15 protein-coding genes and 2 tRNA genes are annotated in these 17,978 nt (G+C 61.9%); 9 read left to right on the top strand and 8 right to left on the bottom strand.

Features of this window, described 5'->3' with window-relative positions; all coding sequences use genetic code 11:
- Positions 1-65: 65 nt before the first annotated feature.
- The 3 genes from ACOOE1_RS04115 to ACOOE1_RS04105 are packed head-to-tail and all read left to right on the top strand — an operon-like array spanning position 66 to position 3,470.
- Entirely contained in the window at positions 66-1,268 is a 1,203-nt protein-coding gene (locus ACOOE1_RS04115; protein ID WP_420405069.1) for an amino acid ABC transporter permease, read from the top strand.
- A gap of 3 nt (positions 1,269-1,271) precedes the next feature.
- The gene (locus ACOOE1_RS04110; protein WP_420405068.1) at positions 1,272-2,627 is read left to right on the top strand and encodes an amino acid ABC transporter permease; all 1,356 of its coding nucleotides are present in this window, start codon (positions 1,272-1,274) and stop codon (positions 2,625-2,627) included.
- A gap of 51 nt (positions 2,628-2,678) precedes the next feature.
- Positions 2,679-3,470, top strand: coding sequence for an amino acid ABC transporter ATP-binding protein (locus ACOOE1_RS04105; RefSeq protein ID WP_420405067.1), 792 nt, complete (start codon positions 2,679-2,681; stop codon positions 3,468-3,470).
- Between the two features lie 75 nt (positions 3,471-3,545).
- Here the strand turns inward: ACOOE1_RS04105 and ACOOE1_RS04100 are convergent, their stop codons facing one another.
- The 4 genes from ACOOE1_RS04100 to ACOOE1_RS04085 all read right to left on the bottom strand — a co-directional run bounded on the left by ACOOE1_RS04100 (position 3,546) and on the right by ACOOE1_RS04085 (position 7,187).
- Positions 3,546-4,616: a GNAT family acetyltransferase gene (locus ACOOE1_RS04100; RefSeq protein ID WP_420405066.1), complete on the bottom strand. Its 1,071-nt coding sequence runs from the start codon at positions 4,614-4,616 to the stop codon at positions 3,546-3,548.
- A 15-nt stretch (positions 4,617-4,631) separates the two neighbouring features.
- On the bottom strand, positions 4,632-5,486 hold the full coding sequence (gene sseA, locus ACOOE1_RS04095) for a 3-mercaptopyruvate sulfurtransferase (RefSeq protein ID WP_420405065.1): 855 nt from the start codon (positions 5,484-5,486) through the stop codon (positions 4,632-4,634).
- A gap of 24 nt (positions 5,487-5,510) precedes the next feature.
- On the bottom strand, positions 5,511-6,512 hold the full coding sequence (locus ACOOE1_RS04090; protein ID WP_420405064.1) for a cysteine synthase A: 1,002 nt from the start codon (positions 6,510-6,512) through the stop codon (positions 5,511-5,513).
- A 105-nt stretch (positions 6,513-6,617) separates the two neighbouring features.
- Complete coding sequence (locus ACOOE1_RS04085; protein ID WP_420405063.1) at positions 6,618-7,187, bottom strand: GNAT family N-acetyltransferase; 570 nt, start codon at positions 7,185-7,187, stop codon at positions 6,618-6,620.
- A 216-nt stretch (positions 7,188-7,403) separates the two neighbouring features.
- Here ACOOE1_RS04085 and ACOOE1_RS04080 point away from each other — a divergent pair, with 216 nt between their 5' ends.
- Both ACOOE1_RS04080 and ACOOE1_RS04075 read left to right on the top strand, forming a co-directional pair.
- The gene (locus ACOOE1_RS04080; protein WP_420405062.1) at positions 7,404-7,922 is read left to right on the top strand and encodes a SixA phosphatase family protein; all 519 of its coding nucleotides are present in this window, start codon (positions 7,404-7,406) and stop codon (positions 7,920-7,922) included.
- A complete protein-coding gene (locus ACOOE1_RS04075; protein ID WP_420405061.1) occupies positions 7,919-9,499 on the top strand; it encodes a CHAD domain-containing protein in 1,581 nt (526 codons plus the stop codon). The genes ACOOE1_RS04080 and ACOOE1_RS04075 overlap by 4 nt, the downstream gene beginning before the upstream one ends.
- On the opposite strand, the gene ACOOE1_RS04070 is transcribed toward ACOOE1_RS04075, so the two are convergent.
- The 4 genes from ACOOE1_RS04070 to ACOOE1_RS04055 form a co-directional block, all read right to left on the bottom strand.
- On the bottom strand, positions 9,496-10,596 hold the full coding sequence (locus tag ACOOE1_RS04070) for a CaiB/BaiF CoA transferase family protein (RefSeq protein WP_420405060.1): 1,101 nt from the start codon (positions 10,594-10,596) through the stop codon (positions 9,496-9,498). The two genes, ACOOE1_RS04075 and ACOOE1_RS04070, sit on opposite strands and share 4 nt — an antisense overlap.
- A 117-nt stretch (positions 10,597-10,713) precedes the next feature.
- Positions 10,714-10,788, bottom strand: a tRNA-Asn gene (locus tag ACOOE1_RS04065).
- Between the two features lie 176 nt (positions 10,789-10,964).
- A tRNA-Cys gene (locus tag ACOOE1_RS04060) sits at positions 10,965-11,038 on the bottom strand.
- Between the two features lie 62 nt (positions 11,039-11,100).
- Positions 11,101-12,177: a tartrate dehydrogenase gene (locus ACOOE1_RS04055; RefSeq protein WP_420405059.1), complete on the bottom strand. Its 1,077-nt coding sequence runs from the start codon at positions 12,175-12,177 to the stop codon at positions 11,101-11,103.
- Positions 12,178-12,313: 136 nt separating this feature from the next.
- Here ACOOE1_RS04055 and ACOOE1_RS04050 point away from each other — a divergent pair, with 136 nt between their 5' ends.
- The 4 genes from ACOOE1_RS04050 (at position 12,314) to ACOOE1_RS04035 (ending at position 17,978) form a co-directional block, all read left to right on the top strand.
- Entirely contained in the window at positions 12,314-12,973 is a 660-nt protein-coding gene (locus ACOOE1_RS04050; RefSeq protein WP_420405058.1) for a protein-L-isoaspartate O-methyltransferase family protein, read from the top strand.
- A 59-nt stretch (positions 12,974-13,032) separates the two neighbouring features.
- Positions 13,033-14,412 carry a TolC family outer membrane protein gene (locus tag ACOOE1_RS04045; protein WP_420405057.1) on the top strand — a complete coding sequence of 460 codons (1,380 nt, stop codon included), beginning with the start codon at positions 13,033-13,035 and terminating at the stop codon, positions 14,410-14,412.
- A 94-nt stretch (positions 14,413-14,506) separates the two neighbouring features.
- Positions 14,507-15,202: a DUF2497 domain-containing protein gene (locus ACOOE1_RS04040; RefSeq protein WP_420405056.1), complete on the top strand. Its 696-nt coding sequence runs from the start codon at positions 14,507-14,509 to the stop codon at positions 15,200-15,202.
- A gap of 133 nt (positions 15,203-15,335) precedes the next feature.
- Entirely contained in the window at positions 15,336-17,978 is a 2,643-nt protein-coding gene (locus ACOOE1_RS04035) for a valine--tRNA ligase (protein ID WP_420405055.1), read from the top strand.

The raw sequence follows: 17,978 nt of genomic DNA, 5'->3' as shown, positions 1-17,978 counted from the left end.
CGGCCCCTCGAGGGCCGGGCCTGACTGTTTCTGGGTTCCCTTCTCTTACTCGGAGATAGGCTGATATGGCTGTCGTTGACAGAGGGGCGTCAAGGCAGGGGTCGTCGTTATCCGAAGTCGTGAACGACGAGCGCTACCGCTCCGTATTCTACCAAATCCTCGTGTTTGCCATCGTGATGTGGGCCGGCTGGTACCTTTTCACGAACACCGCACACAATCTCGAAGCGCGTGGTATGAGCGCCGGTTTCAGCTTTCTTCAAAGCACGGCCGGGTTCTCCATCTCTTTTTCGATTATCCCCTACGAGGCCGGGGATAGTTATCTGTGGGTCTATCTGGTCGGCATCACCAACACGTTGCTGCTTTCGTTTATTTCGATTGTCGCGGCGACAATCCTCGGCTTTGTTATCGGGGTGCTCCGGCTGTCGAAGAACTGGCTGGTGGCACAGCTCGCCTCCTGGTACGTGGAGATCCTGCGCAACACACCGCTGCTTCTGCAGATTCTTTTCTGGTACCTCGCGGTCTTCGCCATTCTGCCGCGCCCGAAGCAGAGCTTCGACGTCCTCGGCCTTGGGTTGTTCGAGTTGAACAACCGCGGCTTCTATTTCCCCGCGCCGGTTCCAGGAGAGCTTTTCTGGATGACCATGCTGACCCTGCTTGCGGCCGTGATCGCGGCGTATTGCATCGCGGTCTGGGCGAAAAAGCGGCAATATGCGACAGGCGAGCGTTTCCCTGCATTTTGGACCGGTGTCGGCGTCATTTTCGGAGCGCCGCTGCTGGTGTTTCTGGCCACGGGATCTCCGCTCGAATGGGATATCCCCGTCCTCAAAGGCTTTAATTTCCGCGGTGGCGGGTCCGTTCCACCGGCTTTCTGCGCCGTCTTCATCGCGCTGGTCATCTACCATGCCTGCTACATCGCGGAAATGGTGCGCGCTGGAATCCTCTCGGTCAGCCACGGGCAGACGGAGGCCTCTTACTCCCTCGGTCTCAAGCCGGGCCTGACGCTGCGTCTGGTCATCATTCCGCAGGCCATGCGGGCGATCGTGCCACCGCTGATCAGCAACTGGATGAACGTGGTCAAGAACTCGTCACTGGCAATCGCCGTGGGCTTTCCCGACCTCGTCGCGGTCTTCATGCAAACATCGCTGAACCAGTCCGGCCACGCGATCGAAATCGTTGCGATGGTGATGCTGTTCTACATGACCGTCAGCCTGACGATCTCCGCGGCGCTGAACTACTACAACAAGCTCGTTCAGCTGAAGGAGCGGTAAGATATGGCAAATCTCGACGCATCGTCCTCGGACGTCAGCTTCCAGCCGAAACCGAGCCTTCCGCCGCCGCCGAATACCGTGGGGGCGATTGGCTGGGTCCGGAAGAATCTCTTCAGCAGTCCGCTGAACGCGGTCCTGACCATCCTGTCGCTCTACGTGATCTGGGTGCTGGTCTCGAATATCTTCGAATGGGCTGTCCTGAACGCAGTGTGGGAAGCGGAAACCCGCCGTGAATGTCTCGACAAGGTCGGGCTTTCCGGCGCCTGCTGGGCCGGCGTGACCCACTGGATGAAGAACTTCATCTACGGTCGCTATCCGGACGAGGAAGTCTGGCGGATCAATCTCGGATTCGGAACGCTCATTCTCTGGATGGCGCCGTTCTGGTTCCCGCGGGTCACCGGCAAGATGGCCATCGGCGCCTCGGCGATCCTGATCTCGCCGTTCTGGCTCGGCTATCTGTTCGCCGGGGGGGAGAAAGGGCTTTTCCTTCAGTTTATGATGTCGGCCGCACTCACGGCCTTCATCTTCACGTGGCTGCACGTTCTGGCCTGTCTCGCAACCGGGACATCCCTGAGAAACCTGATCGTCTCGGCCTCGGGCTTCGCCAGCAAGCCGGATTCAATGCACAAATACCCCGTGATCGGGGTCTTCGTTGCCTTGCTGGTTCTCGTCTTTGCCCTTCAGGCAGGTTGGGAACTCGAAGGTCAGAGCACGAATCTCTGGGGCGGCCTCTTTGTCACCCTGGTGATTTCCGGGATCGGGATTGCGGTCTCGCTTCCGGCGGGGATTGTCCTGGCACTCGGGCGCCGGTCCAAGATGCCGATCATCCGGGTCTTCTGCGTTGCCTTCATCGAGCTGTTCCGCTCGGTTCCCCTGATCACGGTTCTCTTCATGGCCGTGACCATGGTGCCGCTGTTCCTGCCGGAGGCCATCAACCCGGTGAAGATCGTCCAGGCCATCATCGCGGTCTGTATCTTCTCCTCGGCCTATATGGCGGAAACCGTACGCGGCGGGCTGCAGGCGATCCCGAAGGGACAGTACGAGGCGGCTCAGGCGCTCGGTCTCAGTTACTGGAAGATGATGAGCCTGATCGTCATGCCGCAGGCCCTCAAACTGATGATTCCGAACATCGTCGGCAGTTTCATCGGTCTACTGAAGGATACCACGCTGGTCTCCATCGTCGGCCTCTATGATCTGTTGCTGATGCTGAAGGCCGTCAGTCAGAACCCGCAATGGAACGGCATCCACACTGAGCCGCTTTTCTTCGGCGCGACACTGTACTTCGTCCTCTGTTTCATCATGTCGAAATACAGCCAGCACCTCGAACGCACACTTGGCGCAGGACAGACCCGGAAGTGATTCCGGGTCTCTAGAGCCCAAGGTCGTGCCTCGAAACAAGGAGTACAGAACATGAGCATGGACGCTCAGGTCGAAAATATTCCGACGCACAAGTCGACAAAAGGCGACGAAGTCGTCATCGAACTGCTCGGTGTCAACAAATGGTACGGCGAGTTCCACGTCCTCAAGGACATAGACCTCTCCGTCTACCAGGGTGAAAAGATCGTCATCTGCGGGCCGTCGGGTTCCGGTAAGTCGACGCTTATCCGTTGTATCAACCGGCTGGAAGAGCACCAGGGCGGCGACATTGTCGTCAACGGGGTGACGCTGGACAACAACCTGAAGAACATCGACGCGATCCGCAGCGATGTCGGCATGGTGTTCCAGAGCTTCAACCTGTTCCCGCACCTGACCGTGCTGGAGAACTGCACGCTGGCGCCGATCTGGGTGAAGCAGACCCCGAAGGCCGAGGCCGAGGAGCGCGCAATGGAGTATCTCCATCGCGTGAAGATCCCGGAACAGGCGAACAAGTATCCGGGCCAGCTCTCTGGCGGTCAGCAACAGCGCGTGGCGATCGCCCGCTCGCTCTGCATGAACCCGCAGATCATGCTGTTCGACGAGCCGACCTCGGCCCTCGATCCGGAAATGATCTCGGAAGTGCTCGACGTTATGGTGGAACTTGCGGATAGCGGCATGACCATGCTGGTCGTAACCCACGAAATGGGCTTCGCCAAGCGCGTGGCCGACCGTGTGATCTTCATGGATTTCGGCGAGATCGTGGAACAGAACACGCCGGAAGAGTTCTTCACCAATCCGAAGTCCGACCGGACCAAGCTGTTCCTCAGCCAGATCCTGGCGCACTAGAGACGCAACAAAGGGGGGGGGCCGGAGGGGACCCCTTCGAAGGGCGCGCCGCGAGAAATCGCGCGCGCCCTTTGTCTATTCCGGGAAATCCGAAAGGTCGGGAAGCTTCGCGAGAGCGGCCTTGTCTTGAAACAGGCTGTCCGGCGCATGCCCCCGTGCATCGGCCGCCGGCGGCGATGTCAGTCCCGCCTCGCGAGGATCCGGCAGGATTTCGGTCTCGCGCGCGAAGGGCACGAATCCGGCCCTCAAATAGTTGCCCAGTGCCCGCGGGTGATCGAGATCGCAGGTATGGACCCAGACGCGTCGTGTTTCCGCGCCCCAGGCGAGGTCGACGGCGGCATCGATCAGATAGCGCCCGAGACCAAGGCCGATGAAACCGGGCAAGAGACCGAAATAGGATAGTTCGGTTTCGCTCTTGTCCATGGTCCGCTCGAGCTCGATCAGGCCCGCGGGCTCACCGTCCACCGCGAGCAGATAATATTCCGCCCCGTTCCGCGCGAGCGTCCGGGCGAGAGTCTCCTCGTCCATCAGACGGCGTGACACCCAGAACCAGTCGCCACCGATCCCGTTATAGAGATAGCGGTAGAACCGGGTGCTCGGGATGCCTATGCGCTCCAGGACGACCTTATGTTCCGAATTGGGTTTCGGCGCCGCCGGACGGTCCGGGCGCCGGAGCATTTCCATATGGATGACCGTCGTCTCGACGCGGCCCGCCTGCCAGTCCGCTACCGGTCGGAAGCGTTTCGCCATGACCAGGCGGTCTTCCTCGATATAGCCGAGCCGCTCGTAGAAGGCCTTCACCTTCGTGTTTGTCGGCCGGATCATCAGTTGTGCCTTGCCGACGCCGCGCTCGATGAGCCAGCTCTCCGCCGCCTCCATGATCTGACGGCCAAAGCCGCTTCCATGGCTTTCGGGGTGCACCCCGAGATAATAATACCAGCCCCTGTGACCATCATGACCGACCATAACCGTCGCTGCGAGCCGCGCGCCGTCGAAGCCGAGCAGGATCTCCGCGCACGGGCTTCGCCGGCAGAACCGGATGTCCGCGTAAGGGTCATTGTGCGGAACGGTCAGCGCCGCCGATTTCCAAAGCGCGATCACATCCGAGACGTCTTCGTCCGCGATCGGCCGAATTTCCAGAGACATGGTGCGTCCTTCGGATTATCCGGCTTCGACCGGGGTGTCCGGATGCGCGCCCCATTCGCTCCAGGAGCCGTCATAGACCGCAACGTCTTCCTTGCCGAGCAGATAGAGCCCGAGAGAAAGGATGCAGGCGGTCACGCCCGAGCCGCAGGTCGTCGAGACCGGCTGGCCGAGATCCATGCCCAGATCCTGCTCGAACCGTGCGCGCAGCTGGTCCGCCGGCAGAAAGGTCTTGTCCTTGTTGAGCAGGTTTCCGAACGGCAGGTTCTTGCTGCCGGGAATATGTCCGCTGCGCAACCCGGCGCGCGGTTCCGGTGCGGTGCCGCTGAAGCGGTCGGCGGCGCGCGCGTCGAGCACCGTGCGTTCCTTGCTGCCGATATTGTCGAGCAGAGCCGGAACGTCGGTCACGAGTGCCGGCCTGAAATCGGCGGAGAAATTCACGGCAGGCAGCGTTTCCACGCCGGAGGCGACAGTTCGTCCCTCGGCGATCCATTTTGGCAGGCCACCATTCAGGACCGAGATCCGATCATGACCGAAAAGCCGGAACATCCACCAGACCCGCGCGGCACTCATCATGCCGTAGACGTCATAGACGATCACATGGTCGCCGCTGGAGATCCCGAGCGCGCCGGCCTTGACCGCGAAGGTTTCCGCATCCGGTACCATGTGGGGCAGGGGATTGTCCGCGTCCTTCACGTCGTCGATATCGAAGCGGACCGCGCCCGGAATATGCTTCTCGCGATATTCCGCGTCGGCATTCCGGTCGACGTTCGGCAGGTGATAGCTGGCGTCCAGGATCTTCACTGACGGGGTGTCGAGATTCTCGGCCAGCCAGGCGGTCTCTACCAGGGCATGCGGATTGGCGTAGGTCACGGTTTTCTCCCCGTTAGAGTAGTGTTACTCGAGCCAGCTCGGTGTCGGCAGGCCTTTTTCTCTCAGGAAAGCCGGGTTGAAGATCTTCGTTTGATACCGGTGTCCCCAGTCGCAGAGAACGGTGACGATGGTGTGACCGGGCCCCATTTGCCTGGCGAGCTTGACGGCGCCGGCGACATTGATGCCGGTCGAGCCTCCCATGCAGAGACCTTCCTCCATGAGAAGCTTGAAAATCACGTCGAGCGCTTCCTCGTCGGTCACCTGAAACGGTGCGTCGACGGTGATGCCCTCGAGATTCGCGGTAATCCGGCCCTGTCCGATGCCTTCGGTGATGGAGCCGCCCTCGGATTTGAGCTCGCCATGCGCGTAGTGGTTATAGATTGCGGACCCCATCGGGTCGGCGAGGCCGATCTGGACTTTCGGGTTGCGTTCCTTGAGCGCCATGCTGACGCCGCCGATCGTGCCGCCGCTGCCGACCGAACAAATGAAGCCATCGACCTTGCCGTCGGTCTGCTCCCAGATTTCCGGTCCCGTGGTCTCGTAGTGGCCCTTGCGGTTGGCTACGTTGTCGAACTGGTTCGCCCAGATCGCGCCATTCGGCTCGCTTGCCGCGATCTCTTCCGCGAGACGGCCCGAATAGCGCACGTAATTGTTGGGATCCTTGTATGGCACGGCCGGCACCAGGCGGAGATCGGCGCCGACCAGACGCAGCATGTCCTTCTTTTCCTGGCTCTGCGTCTCCGGCATGACGATGACGGAACGATAGCCGAGCGCATTGCCCACGAGCGCGAGACCGATGCCGGTATTGCCGGCGGTTCCTTCGACGATTACGCCGCCCGGACGCAGGGCGCCGCGCTCCTCCGCATCGCGGATGATGGCAAGCGCGGCGCGGTCTTTTACCGATCCGCCCGGGTTCAGGAACTCGGCCTTGCCGAGAATGGTGCAGCCGGTTTCCTCCGACGCGCGCTTCAGTTTGATCAGCGGAGTGTTGCCGATCGTGCCGACGAAGCCATCGCGAATTTGCATTCTTTTTCTCCGGTCTCGCGTACGGGGTGTTTGCCGGACGAACTTAGTGATCCCCTGAATGCTATGCCAGTCCGATCGAACACAGCGACTCGGATCACGCGGATTTCACCGTTTCTGTTCCTGCATAGATCGTCGCAGCGACGGACCGGCGAGACGATACAGGGTCTTGTCGCTCTTCAACAGGGGGCCGAGTTTCTCGTAGAACGCCAAGGCCTTCTCGTTCCATGGATCCGCCGTCCAGTCGATCTGCGCGATCTCGCTTTCATCGGCTTCGCGCAAGAGCTCTCCCATGAGTGCCGCGCCGACACCTCCCGCGCGGGCGCGCCGGGTCACGAACAGATCCTGAATGAAGAAGCTGCGTTGGCAGCTGGCGAGGGCGAAGACCTCGGTATAGGCAAGAAATCCGCTGAGACCCGTGACCGCATCCGCGACCAGGATCTTGAGGTTGCTCTCGCGCTCGAACAGTTCCGCTGTCATCACATGCGCCATGTAGGAGCGCTGATTGCGGGCCGGCAGACCGTAGAAGGCGAGCAATTCCTGTGCGAGCAGGGCGAGGGCGTCGACATCGTTCGGACGCGCCGCCCGAACCACGATTCCCGGCGGGCTGGAGGTCAGCTCCGTCTGATCTTCCGGGATGTGTCGCGCGGAGAGATCGTGGGAAGAGTCGGCGCTCATTGGTTATCCTGAATTTGCATGTGGCGGCGGCTCTTGCCGGAGCGGTCATTGACCTTGGCCGGAGCGTGGGGCGCTGTCAATTTAACGGCTGAAAATTATGTCGAAATCGGCCTGAATTGGCGATCTACTTGATTTTGATCGAGGCGCCTCGGGACGGTACCGCGATCTCTGATATGTTAAGCTTCTTGATACCGACAGTGGCGCGGAGACCGGCGCGTGACCAAATCCCTGATTCTGCTGCGCCATGCGAAATCGAGCTGGGACCAGCCATCGCTCGACGATTTCGACCGCCCGCTGAACCAGCGCGGCGAGCGCGCGGCACTGCTTATCGGACATTTCCTGAGACAGGAATCGGTTGCGCCTGACATCGTGCTCTGTTCCGCAGCCCGGCGAACGCGGCAGACCTGGGAAATCATCCGTCCGTTCCTTCAGCCGGATACGGAATGCCTGAAGAGCGAGGCGATCTACGAAGCGGATCTCGACCGGTTGCTCGAGGTCTTATCCGATCTCGACAATGCGCTCGGATCAGTCTTGATGATCGGACACAATCCGGGATTGGAGCGTCTCGCATCGGCTCTGTGCCACGGACGGCGCGGAGACGAACTCGAACGCCTGCAGCAGAAATTCCCGACCGGCGGCCTGGCCTTCATTGAGGTGAACATAAATCTGTGGTCCGAGCTGGCACCCGCAACCGGGGAGTTGATTCGGTTCGTGACACCCAAGGATCTCGTATGAACGTGAGGACGGAGGAGGCGCCCATTGAGGCTGAACTGCGTCTCGCCGTTCCGCAGAAATGGCAGAACAAACTGAAACGTTTGCCCCTGCTGGTCGATGCGGGAACCGGGCGGGCGAAAAGCTCGCACTTGAAGTCGACCTACTTTGACACTCCCGATGGAGCTCTTGCCGCAGCCGGGATGACCTTGCGCATCCGGGAAATCGGGAAACGCCGCTTGCAGACTCTCAAGATCGGGAGCGGCTGGCAAGCAGGACTGACGGAGAGGATTGAGGTCGAGAGATGGGTTCGAGACGATCAACCGGTCCTTGATCATATTCCTTTGCCCGATGTCCGCGATTTCCTTTCTAAGAGCGGTCACTGGGAGCGCCTTCAACCGGCATTCGTCACCGATTTCAAACGCACGAGCCGGGAGGTGCGGTTCGAGGGAGAATTCGGCAACGCCCTGATTTCCGTCGATCTCGACATCGGCGAAATCCGCTCAGGCATGAAATCGATGCCGGTCTCCGAATTGGAGCTCGAACTGAAGGACGGCGCGGCGGCGGCATTGTTCGAACTGGCTCGGGCCATTCAGGACGATGTTCCGGTCCGGATCGAATATCGCGGCAAGGCCTTGCGCGCGGAACAGCTGAATGCGCCGCCGGAACCGCTTCCTGTGAAGAGGGAGAAGCCTGCACTCGTCCGGGGCAGCGGGATCAGCCAGTCGGCGGCGATAATCCTCGGGACCTGTCTGACCCAGATTGCTGCGAACGAGGCCGCGGTCCTGGAAAGCACGGACCCGGAGGGGCCGCATCAGATGCGGGTGGCGTTGCGCCGCCTCCGGGCGGCGCTCGGCATGTTTCGGGACCTCGGGGATGAAGGCTTGACGACGCGTGTGCGTGCGGAGGCCAAATGGCTCGCCGGCGCTCTCGGCGACGCACGGGAGTGGGATGTCTATATCGACGAGTTGCACCTTCCTGTTGAACGTGCGCTCGGCGAGGGCATCCCGGCCCTCAAGGAATTGCGGGGTCTTGCGGAATTGCGCCAGGAAATCGGCTACCGCGACGCGCGCGCTGCCGTCGCGTCAAGGCGTTTCACGGCACTTCAGCTTGATCTCGGTCTCTTGATCGAGACGGTCTCCCGTCTTCAGAACGCGAGGCAGGACGCTCGGGAACAGAGCGAGACGTTTGCCGCGTCGCGTCTTGAAAAGCGTTTCCGCAAGGTTCGGAAGATGGGGCGTCGGGCGTTGCAGGGGCCGAACGAGGCCCTGCACGAGCTGCGCCTTGAAATGAAAAAGATGCGATATGCGGCCGAGTCCTTTTCCTCACTGTTCCCGGCCAAGAAGGCGAAGGCCTTCGCGAAGGCGGCCGCGCGTTTGCAGAACCTCCTTGGCTACGCGAATGATTACGCGGTTTCGATCGAGCAGCTTTCGGGACTGCTGGACGGAAGTTCCCGCCCGGAGACCAACAATCTGGCGAGGGCCGCCGGCGTGGTGATCGGCTGGCACGGCGTCGAGATGATCCGGGCGAACCGGGACATTGAGGAAGCCTGGGCCCGTTTTCTGGATGCAGGACGATTCTGGCCGAAGCCTCCCGTCTAAGTCCTGGGCTTGAGGCGTGCGAGTTCGGCAAGTATTTCGGCGCCGTGTTCTCCTCTGGTTGGGCTGGGTCGTGCGGGAGAGGGCGGTTCTCCGTCGAAACGCGGCGCGGCCAGAGCTTGCAGGCGGCCGTGCTCCTGCGACCAGACGCCGCGCGCCGCCATGTGCGGATCGTCGCGCGAGCTCTCCGGGTCAAGAACCGGTGCTACACAGGCGTCGCTTGCGCCAAAGAGCTTGGTCCAGTGATCGCGGGGCCGGGTGGCGAACTGGTCTTCAAGTCTGCGGTTCAGCTCCGGCCATCGCGTCCTGTCGAACTGTTCCGTAAATCCGGGATCGTCAGCTAGACCGAGCCGCTCGAGGAACTGCCTGTAGAATTTCGGCTCCAGGCATTGCACGGATAGAAAGCGGTTGTCGGCGCAACGGTAGCTCCGGCTCCAGTGCGGGCCATCGAGCAGGCTTTGTCCGCGCTCCGTCCGGAAACTTCCCGAAGCCCGCAGCGACATCAGCAGATTCATCATGTGGGCTGATCCGTCGACGATGGCGGCATCGACCACCGTGCCGCGGCCGGTCGCGCGCGCATTCAGAAGCCCGCTCAGCATGCCGACCGCAAGGTATAGCGCGCCGCCGCCGATATCGCCGACGAGCGTCGGTGGCGGAAAGGGGGGCTGGCCTGCCGGCGAGCCGTACCAGAGCGCGCCGGAAAGACCGATATAGTTGAGGTCGTGCCCGGCCTCGGTCGCACGCGGACCACTCTGGCCCCATCCGGTCATCCGCCCGTAGACAAGTCTCGGCTGGATGTTCAGGCACTGATCCGGGCCGAGCCCTAGCCGTTCCATCACGCCCGGGCGGAATCCCTCGATCAGCCCGTCGGCGGTGCGGAGAAGCGTCTTGAGGATGTCGGCGTCGCCGGGATCCTTCAGGTCCAGCGCGATCGAGCGCTTGCCGCGGTCGAGCAGATTGCGCTCGCCCTTGCCGGGGACGTCCGACGCGGATTTGCGGTGCACGGTGATGACATCCGCGCCGAGATCCGCCATCAGCATGGCGGCGAAGGGCGCGGGGCCGAGGGCTTCGATCTCGACGATGCGAATATCCGAGAGCATGGGGCGATCCTGCAGTGCTACGGGCAGGTGATCGTTACCGGAAAGCGTTCCGGCGGCAACGGCGGGAGGAGTCGGACAACAAAAAACGGCCGGAGCAAGCTCCGACCGTTCTTTGATTGGCTCCCCGGGACGGATTCGAACCGCCGGCCAAGCGGTTAACAGCCGCTTGCTCTACCGCTGAGCTACCGGGGATCAGCGGCTCGTCGAAGCGCGCGCCCCGACGAGGAGCCGGTATATAGCAGCGCATTTCCGAGAGTGCAAACCCCAAACGCGACAGTTTGACAAATTTCCCGAGGACCCGGGTTGCTTCCCGGAAATACGGGGTTTTCCGTGTCAAAATGCGCGAAATCAGGGAAAAACGGGGAAGCTGGAGGCCCGGGCCGGAATCGAACCGACGTACAAGGATTTGCAGTCCTCTGCATCACCACTCTGCCACCGGGCCAGCAGGGCGGGATAGGTAACGGCACCGCCCCCGCCCGTCAATGTCTTTTCACCGTTTCCCGGTCAGACGTTCCCGCTGGCCAGCGCCGCGAGCACCGCATCCGTGACCTCGCGGGTCGTGGCCTTGCCGCCGAGGTCGCGCGGCAGCACGGATCCGTCCGCCGTTACCCGCTCGATCGCGGCCATCAGGCGCGCGGCCGCGGCCGCTTCGCCCAGATGGTCGAGCAGCATGGCGCTGCTCCAGAAGGTCCCGATCGGATTCGCGATGCCTTTTCCGGTGATATCGAAAGCGGAACCGTGGATCGGTTCGAACATCGACGGCATGTCGCGCTCCGGCCGGAGGTTTCCGGTCGGTGCGATGCCGAGGGAACCGGTGAGAGCGGCCGCCAGGTCGGACAGGACATCCGCATGCAGGTTGGTGGCGACGATCGTGTCCAGGCTCTTCGGATCGAGCACCATGCGGGTGGTCATGGCGTCCACCAGCATCTTGTCGGTCTCGACATCGGGATAATCACCCCGAATCCGCTCAAAAACGCTGTCCCAGAACACCATGCCATGGCGCTGGGCGTTGGACTTCGTTACCAGCGTCAGCTTCTTCCGGGGACGTGAGCGCGCCAGTTCGAAAGCGAATCGCTGGATCCGTTCGACGCCCGGACGGGTGAAAATCGAGACGTCGAGCCCGACCTCTTCCGGCAGTCCCATATGCACACGCCCTCCGGCACCGGCATATTCGCCTTCCGAGTTCTCCCGAACGATGACCCAGTCGAGGTCGTCTGCGCCGACATTCGCCAGCGGCCCGCTGATACCGGGAAGCAGCCGGGCAGGGCGCACATTGGCGTACTGGTCGAGTGTCTGGCAGATCTTCAGGCGCAGTCCCCAGAGCGTGATGTGGTCGGGAATCCCGGGGTCTCCTGCGGAGCCGAACAGGATCGCGTCGAACGGGCGCAGGGTTTCGACTCCGTCCTCGGGCATCATGACTCCGTGCGCACGGTAGTAGTCGCCACCCCAGGGGAAATTCTCGAACTCCAGCGAGAATCCGGAATCGGTTTCCGCGGCCGACCTCAGAACCTCCACCCCGGCATCGATCACTTCCGGCCCGATCCCGTCACCGGGAACGGCTGCAATCTTGTACTGTTTCATGCTTACCCTCTTCCGGCCGCCTGGGCCGTTCCTCCCGTTCGTGCCATCTCGATTGTGTTCGAAAAACGGGCAAAGTATAACTCCCCTCTGGCCACGGAACGGCCTGCCATTTCACATGCTGGAGCATTGCCGCGCGATGTCGGACTTCGCCACTGCACGCCACAACATGGTCGAGAGCCAGATCAGGACGAACAAGGTCACGGATCCGGCGATCATCGAAGCATTCGAATTCGTCCCGCGGGAACTCTTCGTGCCGAAGGCGATGATGGGTGTCGCCTATGTCGACGAGGATCTGGCTCTCGGCTCGGGCCGGATCCTGATGGAGGCAATGGTTTTTGCCCGGTTGCTGCAGACGGCGCTTCCGGATGCCAGCGACAAGGTACTGGATGTGGCCTGTGGCTGCGGATATTCGACCGCCGTTCTTTCCCGCGTCGCCGGTACCGTTTACGGGATCGAGCAGAATGCGGAGATGGTCGCCGCCGCGAATGAGCGGCTTGGCTCGCTCGATGTCGACAATGCGGCCATCGTCGCGGGAGACCCGCTTCAGGGCTACACGAAGAAGGCGCCGTACAGCCTGATCGTCATCGGAGGGGGCGTCGAACGGATCCCCGAACCTCTGATCGAGCAACTTGGCGATGGCGGGCGTCTGGTCACGATCCTGTATGAAGACGGCGCGCGGCAGGGAACTGCCGTTCTTGTCGAGAAGTTCGGCGCGACCGTTTCCAAGCGTGTTATCTTTGACGCATCCGTTCCGCTTCTGCCGGAATTCCGCAACGAGCCGAAATTCGTCTTTTAGACTCCGGGCGCTGCCTGGCCGGAAATGAGGGAAGATCTCGGATGACTCGAAAGAGGGTTATGAAAAAGCTGTTTCGCACCGCCGCGATGCTGACCGTGTCGGCGTGTATCCTTGGTGTTTCCGCGCCTCGTGTTTCCGCCGAGACGCTGTCCGAGGTGCTCGCATACACCTACCAGACGAATCCGACGCTGAACGCCGCGCGCGCAAACCTTCGGGTCATCAACGAGGGGGTTCCGCGGGCGAAGGGTGGCTGGCGGCCCACTGTCACGTCGACCCTTTCGGCCGGGTACACGAATTTCGATACCGAGAACAACACCGGTACGGCGAACGGCGATACGACCCCGAAGGACGCCAGCCTGACATTCACCCAGCCGATCTATCGCGGCGGCAGAACCGAGGCGGACGTCAATCAGTCCGAATATCGAGTTCAGCAGGAGCGCGCGAACATGTTCGGAACCGAGCAGCAGACGCTGCTCGACGCGTTGACCGTCTATATGAACGTGATTCGTGACCAGTACGTGCTGGAACTGCAGCAGAAGAACCTGGAACGTCTCGAAACCCAGCTTCGCGCGACACGCGACCGTTTCGAAGTGGGCGAAGTGACGCGGACGGACGTCGCTCAGGCGGAATCGCGCGTCGCCCAGGCCGAGGCCGACCTGATCCAGGCCGAAGGTGACCTGATCAGTTCGCGGGTGGCTTTCGAGCGCGTTGTCGGCTTCGTGCCGAACGATCTCTCGCTCCCGGACATCGAACTCGACCTGCCGGCCAGCCGAGAGGAGGCTGTCGAACAGTCGGTCGTGAACAATTTTTCGCTGATCGCGGCGAAATTCGACGAGCGCCGGCTCATTGAGGTCGTTGATCTCGTCTATGGCGAACTGCTGCCCTCGGTAAATCTGATCGGCAGCGCCGATTACTCGGCTGACAGTGGTGTCAATGATGATGAGACCACCGAGTTGAGCGTGACGGCGCAGGTCTCGATTCCGCTCTATCAAAAAGGCCAGGTTTCAGCCCGGGTCCGAGCGGCGAAGGAGGATGCGAACCGCTCGCGAATCCTCGTCGAGTCGATTCGCCGCAATACCGTCGATCTGGCGGCCCGTGCCTACGAGGCATGGCAGACCTCGGTGGCGGCAATCACGGCGCTCGAGGCTGGTGTCTCTGCCAGCGATATCGCCCTCCAGGGAGTGGAGCAGGAAGCGACCGTGGGTGCCCGGACGGTGCTTGATGTGCTTGATGCGGAGCAGGAGTTGCTGGACGCACAGGTCAATCTTGTTGCCGCAAACCGCAATGAAGTCGTGGCTGCGTATACGCTTCTGCTGGCGATGGGCAAACTGACTGCGGCGGATCTCGGTCTCGATGTCGAGTTCTACGATTACGACAAGCACTACCGCGAGGTTTCCGACCGCTGGTGGGGGACCGAGCCCGAGGGCAAGCTGCCCTGACCCGCCGGGACTACCGGTGGGAGGATTGGCTGGCCTTTCATAGACTTGTAGGATACCCTTCAACCCTCTTGATTTCTTGTGGGTTTGAGTCTGGATGAGCGATACGGCGCAAGAACCGTCGATGGAGGAAATCCTCGCCTCGATCAGGCGAATTATTTCCGAAGACGGCGAAGAGGGCGAAGAAGCCTCACCTCCCGAAGAAGCAGCAGCGCCCGAGCCGGAAGCGGAGTCCGAACCGGAAGTTGCGCCCGAGCCGGAACCCGAGCCCGAGCCCGAGCCCGAGCCCGAGGAAGAACCCGAACCGGAACCTGAGCCCGAACCTGAACCGGAGGTCGAGCCCGAGCCGGAAGCGGAACTCGAGGAAGAATCTGAATCCGGGGAAGAGGAAGATGTCCTCGACCTGACGGACATGGAGGACGAGGAGGCCGAACCGCTGTTCGAGGAACAGCGCTATACCGAAGAGCGTCCCGAACCTCCGCAGGCACCGCCGCCGCCTCCGCAGCAGCCCCAACCGCAGCCGCAGCCCCAGCCGAGTGAAGGCCTTGTCTCACCGCCGCAGGCGGCCGAAACGGTTGATGCCTTCAGCCGGCTGAACGAAAAGCTCAACGAGGATTATCACGAGCTTCCGATCGGCAACGGCGCGATCACACTCGAGCGCCTGACGCGCGAGTTGATGCGGCCAATGCTGAAGGAATGGCTGGATCAGCACCTGCCGATGATGGTGGAGCGGCTGGTGCGCGAGGAGATCGAGCGTCTGGTGATGCAGTCTCAGCGCCGCGATCCCTGGTGAGTTCCCGCGCGTCCGGGCTTTCCGGGCTGGAATTCCCCGTTCCGATGTCCTAAACCTGCTCTCCTTTAGGCGGGCCGGCACGTTGCCGTGAGCCCGCCTCTACCTATGACAGGCAAGGCCAAGGGCACCGACGATGCTTGGGAAGACATTCGAAGCGGGCGCAGTCGAAAAGGCGCTTTACGAGAAGTGGGAGAAGGCCGGCGCGTTTTCCGCCGATCCGGGCTCCAACAAGGTCCCCTATACAATCATGATGCCGCCGCCGAACGTCACCGGCAGTCTGCACATGGGCCATGCGCTCACTTTCACCATCCAGGACATCCTGATCCGCTACAAGCGCAAGACAGGGCGGGACGCGCTCTGGCAACCGGGTACCGATCATGCGGGCATCGCGACCCAGTCCGTAGTCGAGCGTCAGCTTGCCGAAAAGCAGGTCAACCGGCGTGATCTCGGCCGTCAGGCCTTCGTCGAGAAGGTCTGGGAATGGAAGGCCGAATCCGGCGGTACCATCACGAAACAGCTCCGGGCTCTCGGCGCCACGCCGGACTGGCCGCGCGAGCGTTTCACGATGGACGAGGGCTGTTCCGACGCGGTCCTGAAAGTGTTCGTCGATCTCTACAGGAAGGGTCTGATCTACAAGGACAAGCGCCTTGTGAACTGGGACCCGAAGCTGCATACGGCGATTTCCGACCTCGAAGTGCAGCAGGTCGAGAGCAAGGGGCACCTCTGGTATTTCCGATACCCGCTCGAAGACAATCCGGAGCAGTACGTCACGGTCGCCACCACACGACCGGAAACCATGCTGGGGGACAGCGGCGTCGCGGTGCATCCGGAGGACGAGCGCTACAAGGATCTTGTCGGCAAGAACGTCGTGCTGCCGCTGGTCGGCAGACGGATTCCGATTGTGGCCGACGAGTATTCCGACCCGGAAAAGGGTTCCGGCGCCGTCAAGATGACTCCGGCGCATGACTTCAACGATTTCGAGGTCGGCCGGCGGCACGATCTCGAGATGATCAATGTCTTCGACAGCCACGCCCGGATCAACGAAAACGCGCCCGAGGCCTATCGCGGTCTCGACCGATTCGAGGCGCGCAAGAAAGTCGTTGCCGACATGGAAGCGGCCGGTCTGCTCGAGAAGATCGAGGAGATCCAGCACACGGTCCCGCACGGCGACCGTTCCGGCGTCGAGATCGAGCCCTGGCTCACAGATCAGTGGTATTGCGACGCCGCCACGCTCGCGAAGCCGGCGATCGAGGCCGTCGAGACCGGCAAGACCGAGTTCGTGCCCAAGAACTGGGAAAACACCTATTTCGAATGGATGCGCAACATCCAGCCCTGGTGTATCTCGCGCCAGCTCTGGTGGGGCCACCAGATCCCCGCCTGGTACGGACCGGACGGCGAGGTTTTCGTCGCGGAATCGGAAGAGGCGGCACATGCTGCAGCGAAGGCGCATTATGGCAATGACACCGCGCTGACCCGGGACGAGGACGTTCTGGACACCTGGTTCTCATCCGCCCTCTGGCCGTTCTCCACTCTTGGCTGGCCGGAACAGACCCCTGAGCTGGAACGCTATTACCCGGGCGACGTGCTCGTCACCGGGTTTGACATCATCTTCTTCTGGGTCGCCCGGATGATGATGATGGGGATCCATTTCATGGGCGAGGTGCCGTTCAGGACGGTCTATATCCACGCCCTGGTGCGCGACCAGCACGGCGCCAAGATGTCCAAGTCCAAGGGCAACGTGATGGATCCGCTGGATCTTGTGGAGAAATTCGGCACCGACGCACTGCGCTTCACGCTCGCGGCGATGGCCGCGCAGGGCCGCGACATCAAGCTCGCCGAGAGCCGTATCGAGGGCTACCGGAATTTCGCGACCAAGCTGTGGAACGCGGCGCGCTACGCCGAGATGAACGCGTGCAAATGGGACGCCTCCTTCGATCCGAAATCGGCCAAGCATACGGTGAACCGCTGGATCATCTCCGAACTGGCGGCGACAGAGGCGAAGGTCGCGAAGGCGATCGATGAATATCGCTTCAACGAGGCGGCGGGCGCGCTCTACCAGTTCATCTGGGGCACCTACTGCGATTGGTATGTGGAGTTTACCAAGCCGATTCTCTCCGGTGCGGACGCAGATGCGGCAGCGGAAACCCGGACGGTCACCGCCTGGACCCTGATGCAATCGGTAAATCTCCTGAACCCGCTGATGCCGTACATCACCGAGGAACTCTGGGACGCGTTTGGCGGCGACGGACTCCTGATCTCCGCGCCCTGGCCGCGGGATCTCGCCGACGCGGCGGATGCCGGCGCCATTGCCGAGATGGATTGGGTGGTGCGGCTGATCTCGGAAATACGTTCCATCCGGTCGGAAATGAATGTTCCGGCCGGCGCCAGGATCGACCTGCTCCTGAAGGACATGTCGGCAGAAACGGAGGCGCGGCTCGGGCGCCATCGCGAGGTCATTCTCCGGCTCGCGCGCCTGGAAAGCGTCTCGGCGAGCGACGAGATCCCGGCCGGCGCCGTCCAGGGGGTGATCGACGAGGCCGTCATCGCGCTCCCGATTGCCGACGTCGTCGATCTTTCGCAGGAGCGTGTGCGCCTGGAGAAGGATCTCGGCAAGCTCGACGGCGAGATCATGAAGCTGGACAAGAAGCTGTCGAACGAGAGCTTTGTCGCCAGGGCCCCTGTTGAAGTGGTCGAGGAGAACCGCGAACGGCTTGCCGAGGAAAAGGCCCGCCGGGCCAAGCTGGCGGCCGCTCTGGAGCGGATTGCCGCGCTCTAG

Source organism: Nisaea sp. (assembly GCF_965216895.1).
GTDB lineage: Bacteria > Pseudomonadota > Alphaproteobacteria > Thalassobaculales > Thalassobaculaceae > Nisaea.
Note: the sequence above shows the minus strand (reverse complement) of the source record. Positions and strands in the feature narration are given on the sequence as shown.

What these genes read in the sequence shown, in the direction of transcription:
- ACOOE1_RS04045 (WP_420405057.1), top strand. Translation starts at nt 13,033, where the DNA reads ATGAAAAAGCTGTTTCGCACCGCCGCGATGCTGACCGTGTCGGCGTGT.
- ACOOE1_RS04035 (WP_420405055.1), top strand. Translation starts at nt 15,336, where the DNA reads ATGCTTGGGAAGACATTCGAAGCGGGCGCAGTCGAAAAGGCGCTTTAC.
- ACOOE1_RS04055 (WP_420405059.1), bottom strand. Translation starts at nt 12,177, where the DNA reads ATGAAACAGTACAAGATTGCAGCCGTTCCCGGTGACGGGATCGGGCCG.
- ACOOE1_RS04040 (WP_420405056.1), top strand. Translation starts at nt 14,507, where the DNA reads ATGAGCGATACGGCGCAAGAACCGTCGATGGAGGAAATCCTCGCCTCG.
- ACOOE1_RS04085 (WP_420405063.1), bottom strand. Translation starts at nt 7,187, where the DNA reads ATGAGCGCCGACTCTTCCCACGATCTCTCCGCGCGACACATCCCGGAA.
- ACOOE1_RS04075 (WP_420405061.1), top strand. Translation starts at nt 7,919, where the DNA reads ATGAACGTGAGGACGGAGGAGGCGCCCATTGAGGCTGAACTGCGTCTC.
- ACOOE1_RS04100 (WP_420405066.1), bottom strand. Translation starts at nt 4,616, where the DNA reads ATGTCTCTGGAAATTCGGCCGATCGCGGACGAAGACGTCTCGGATGTG.
- ACOOE1_RS04050 (WP_420405058.1), top strand. Translation starts at nt 12,314, where the DNA reads ATGTCGGACTTCGCCACTGCACGCCACAACATGGTCGAGAGCCAGATC.
- ACOOE1_RS04105 (WP_420405067.1), top strand. Translation starts at nt 2,679, where the DNA reads ATGAGCATGGACGCTCAGGTCGAAAATATTCCGACGCACAAGTCGACA.
- ACOOE1_RS04115 (WP_420405069.1), top strand. Translation starts at nt 66, where the DNA reads ATGGCTGTCGTTGACAGAGGGGCGTCAAGGCAGGGGTCGTCGTTATCC.
- ACOOE1_RS04090 (WP_420405064.1), bottom strand. Translation starts at nt 6,512, where the DNA reads ATGCAAATTCGCGATGGCTTCGTCGGCACGATCGGCAACACTCCGCTG.
- ACOOE1_RS04070 (WP_420405060.1), bottom strand. Translation starts at nt 10,596, where the DNA reads ATGCTCTCGGATATTCGCATCGTCGAGATCGAAGCCCTCGGCCCCGCG.
- ACOOE1_RS04110 (WP_420405068.1), top strand. Translation starts at nt 1,272, where the DNA reads ATGGCAAATCTCGACGCATCGTCCTCGGACGTCAGCTTCCAGCCGAAA.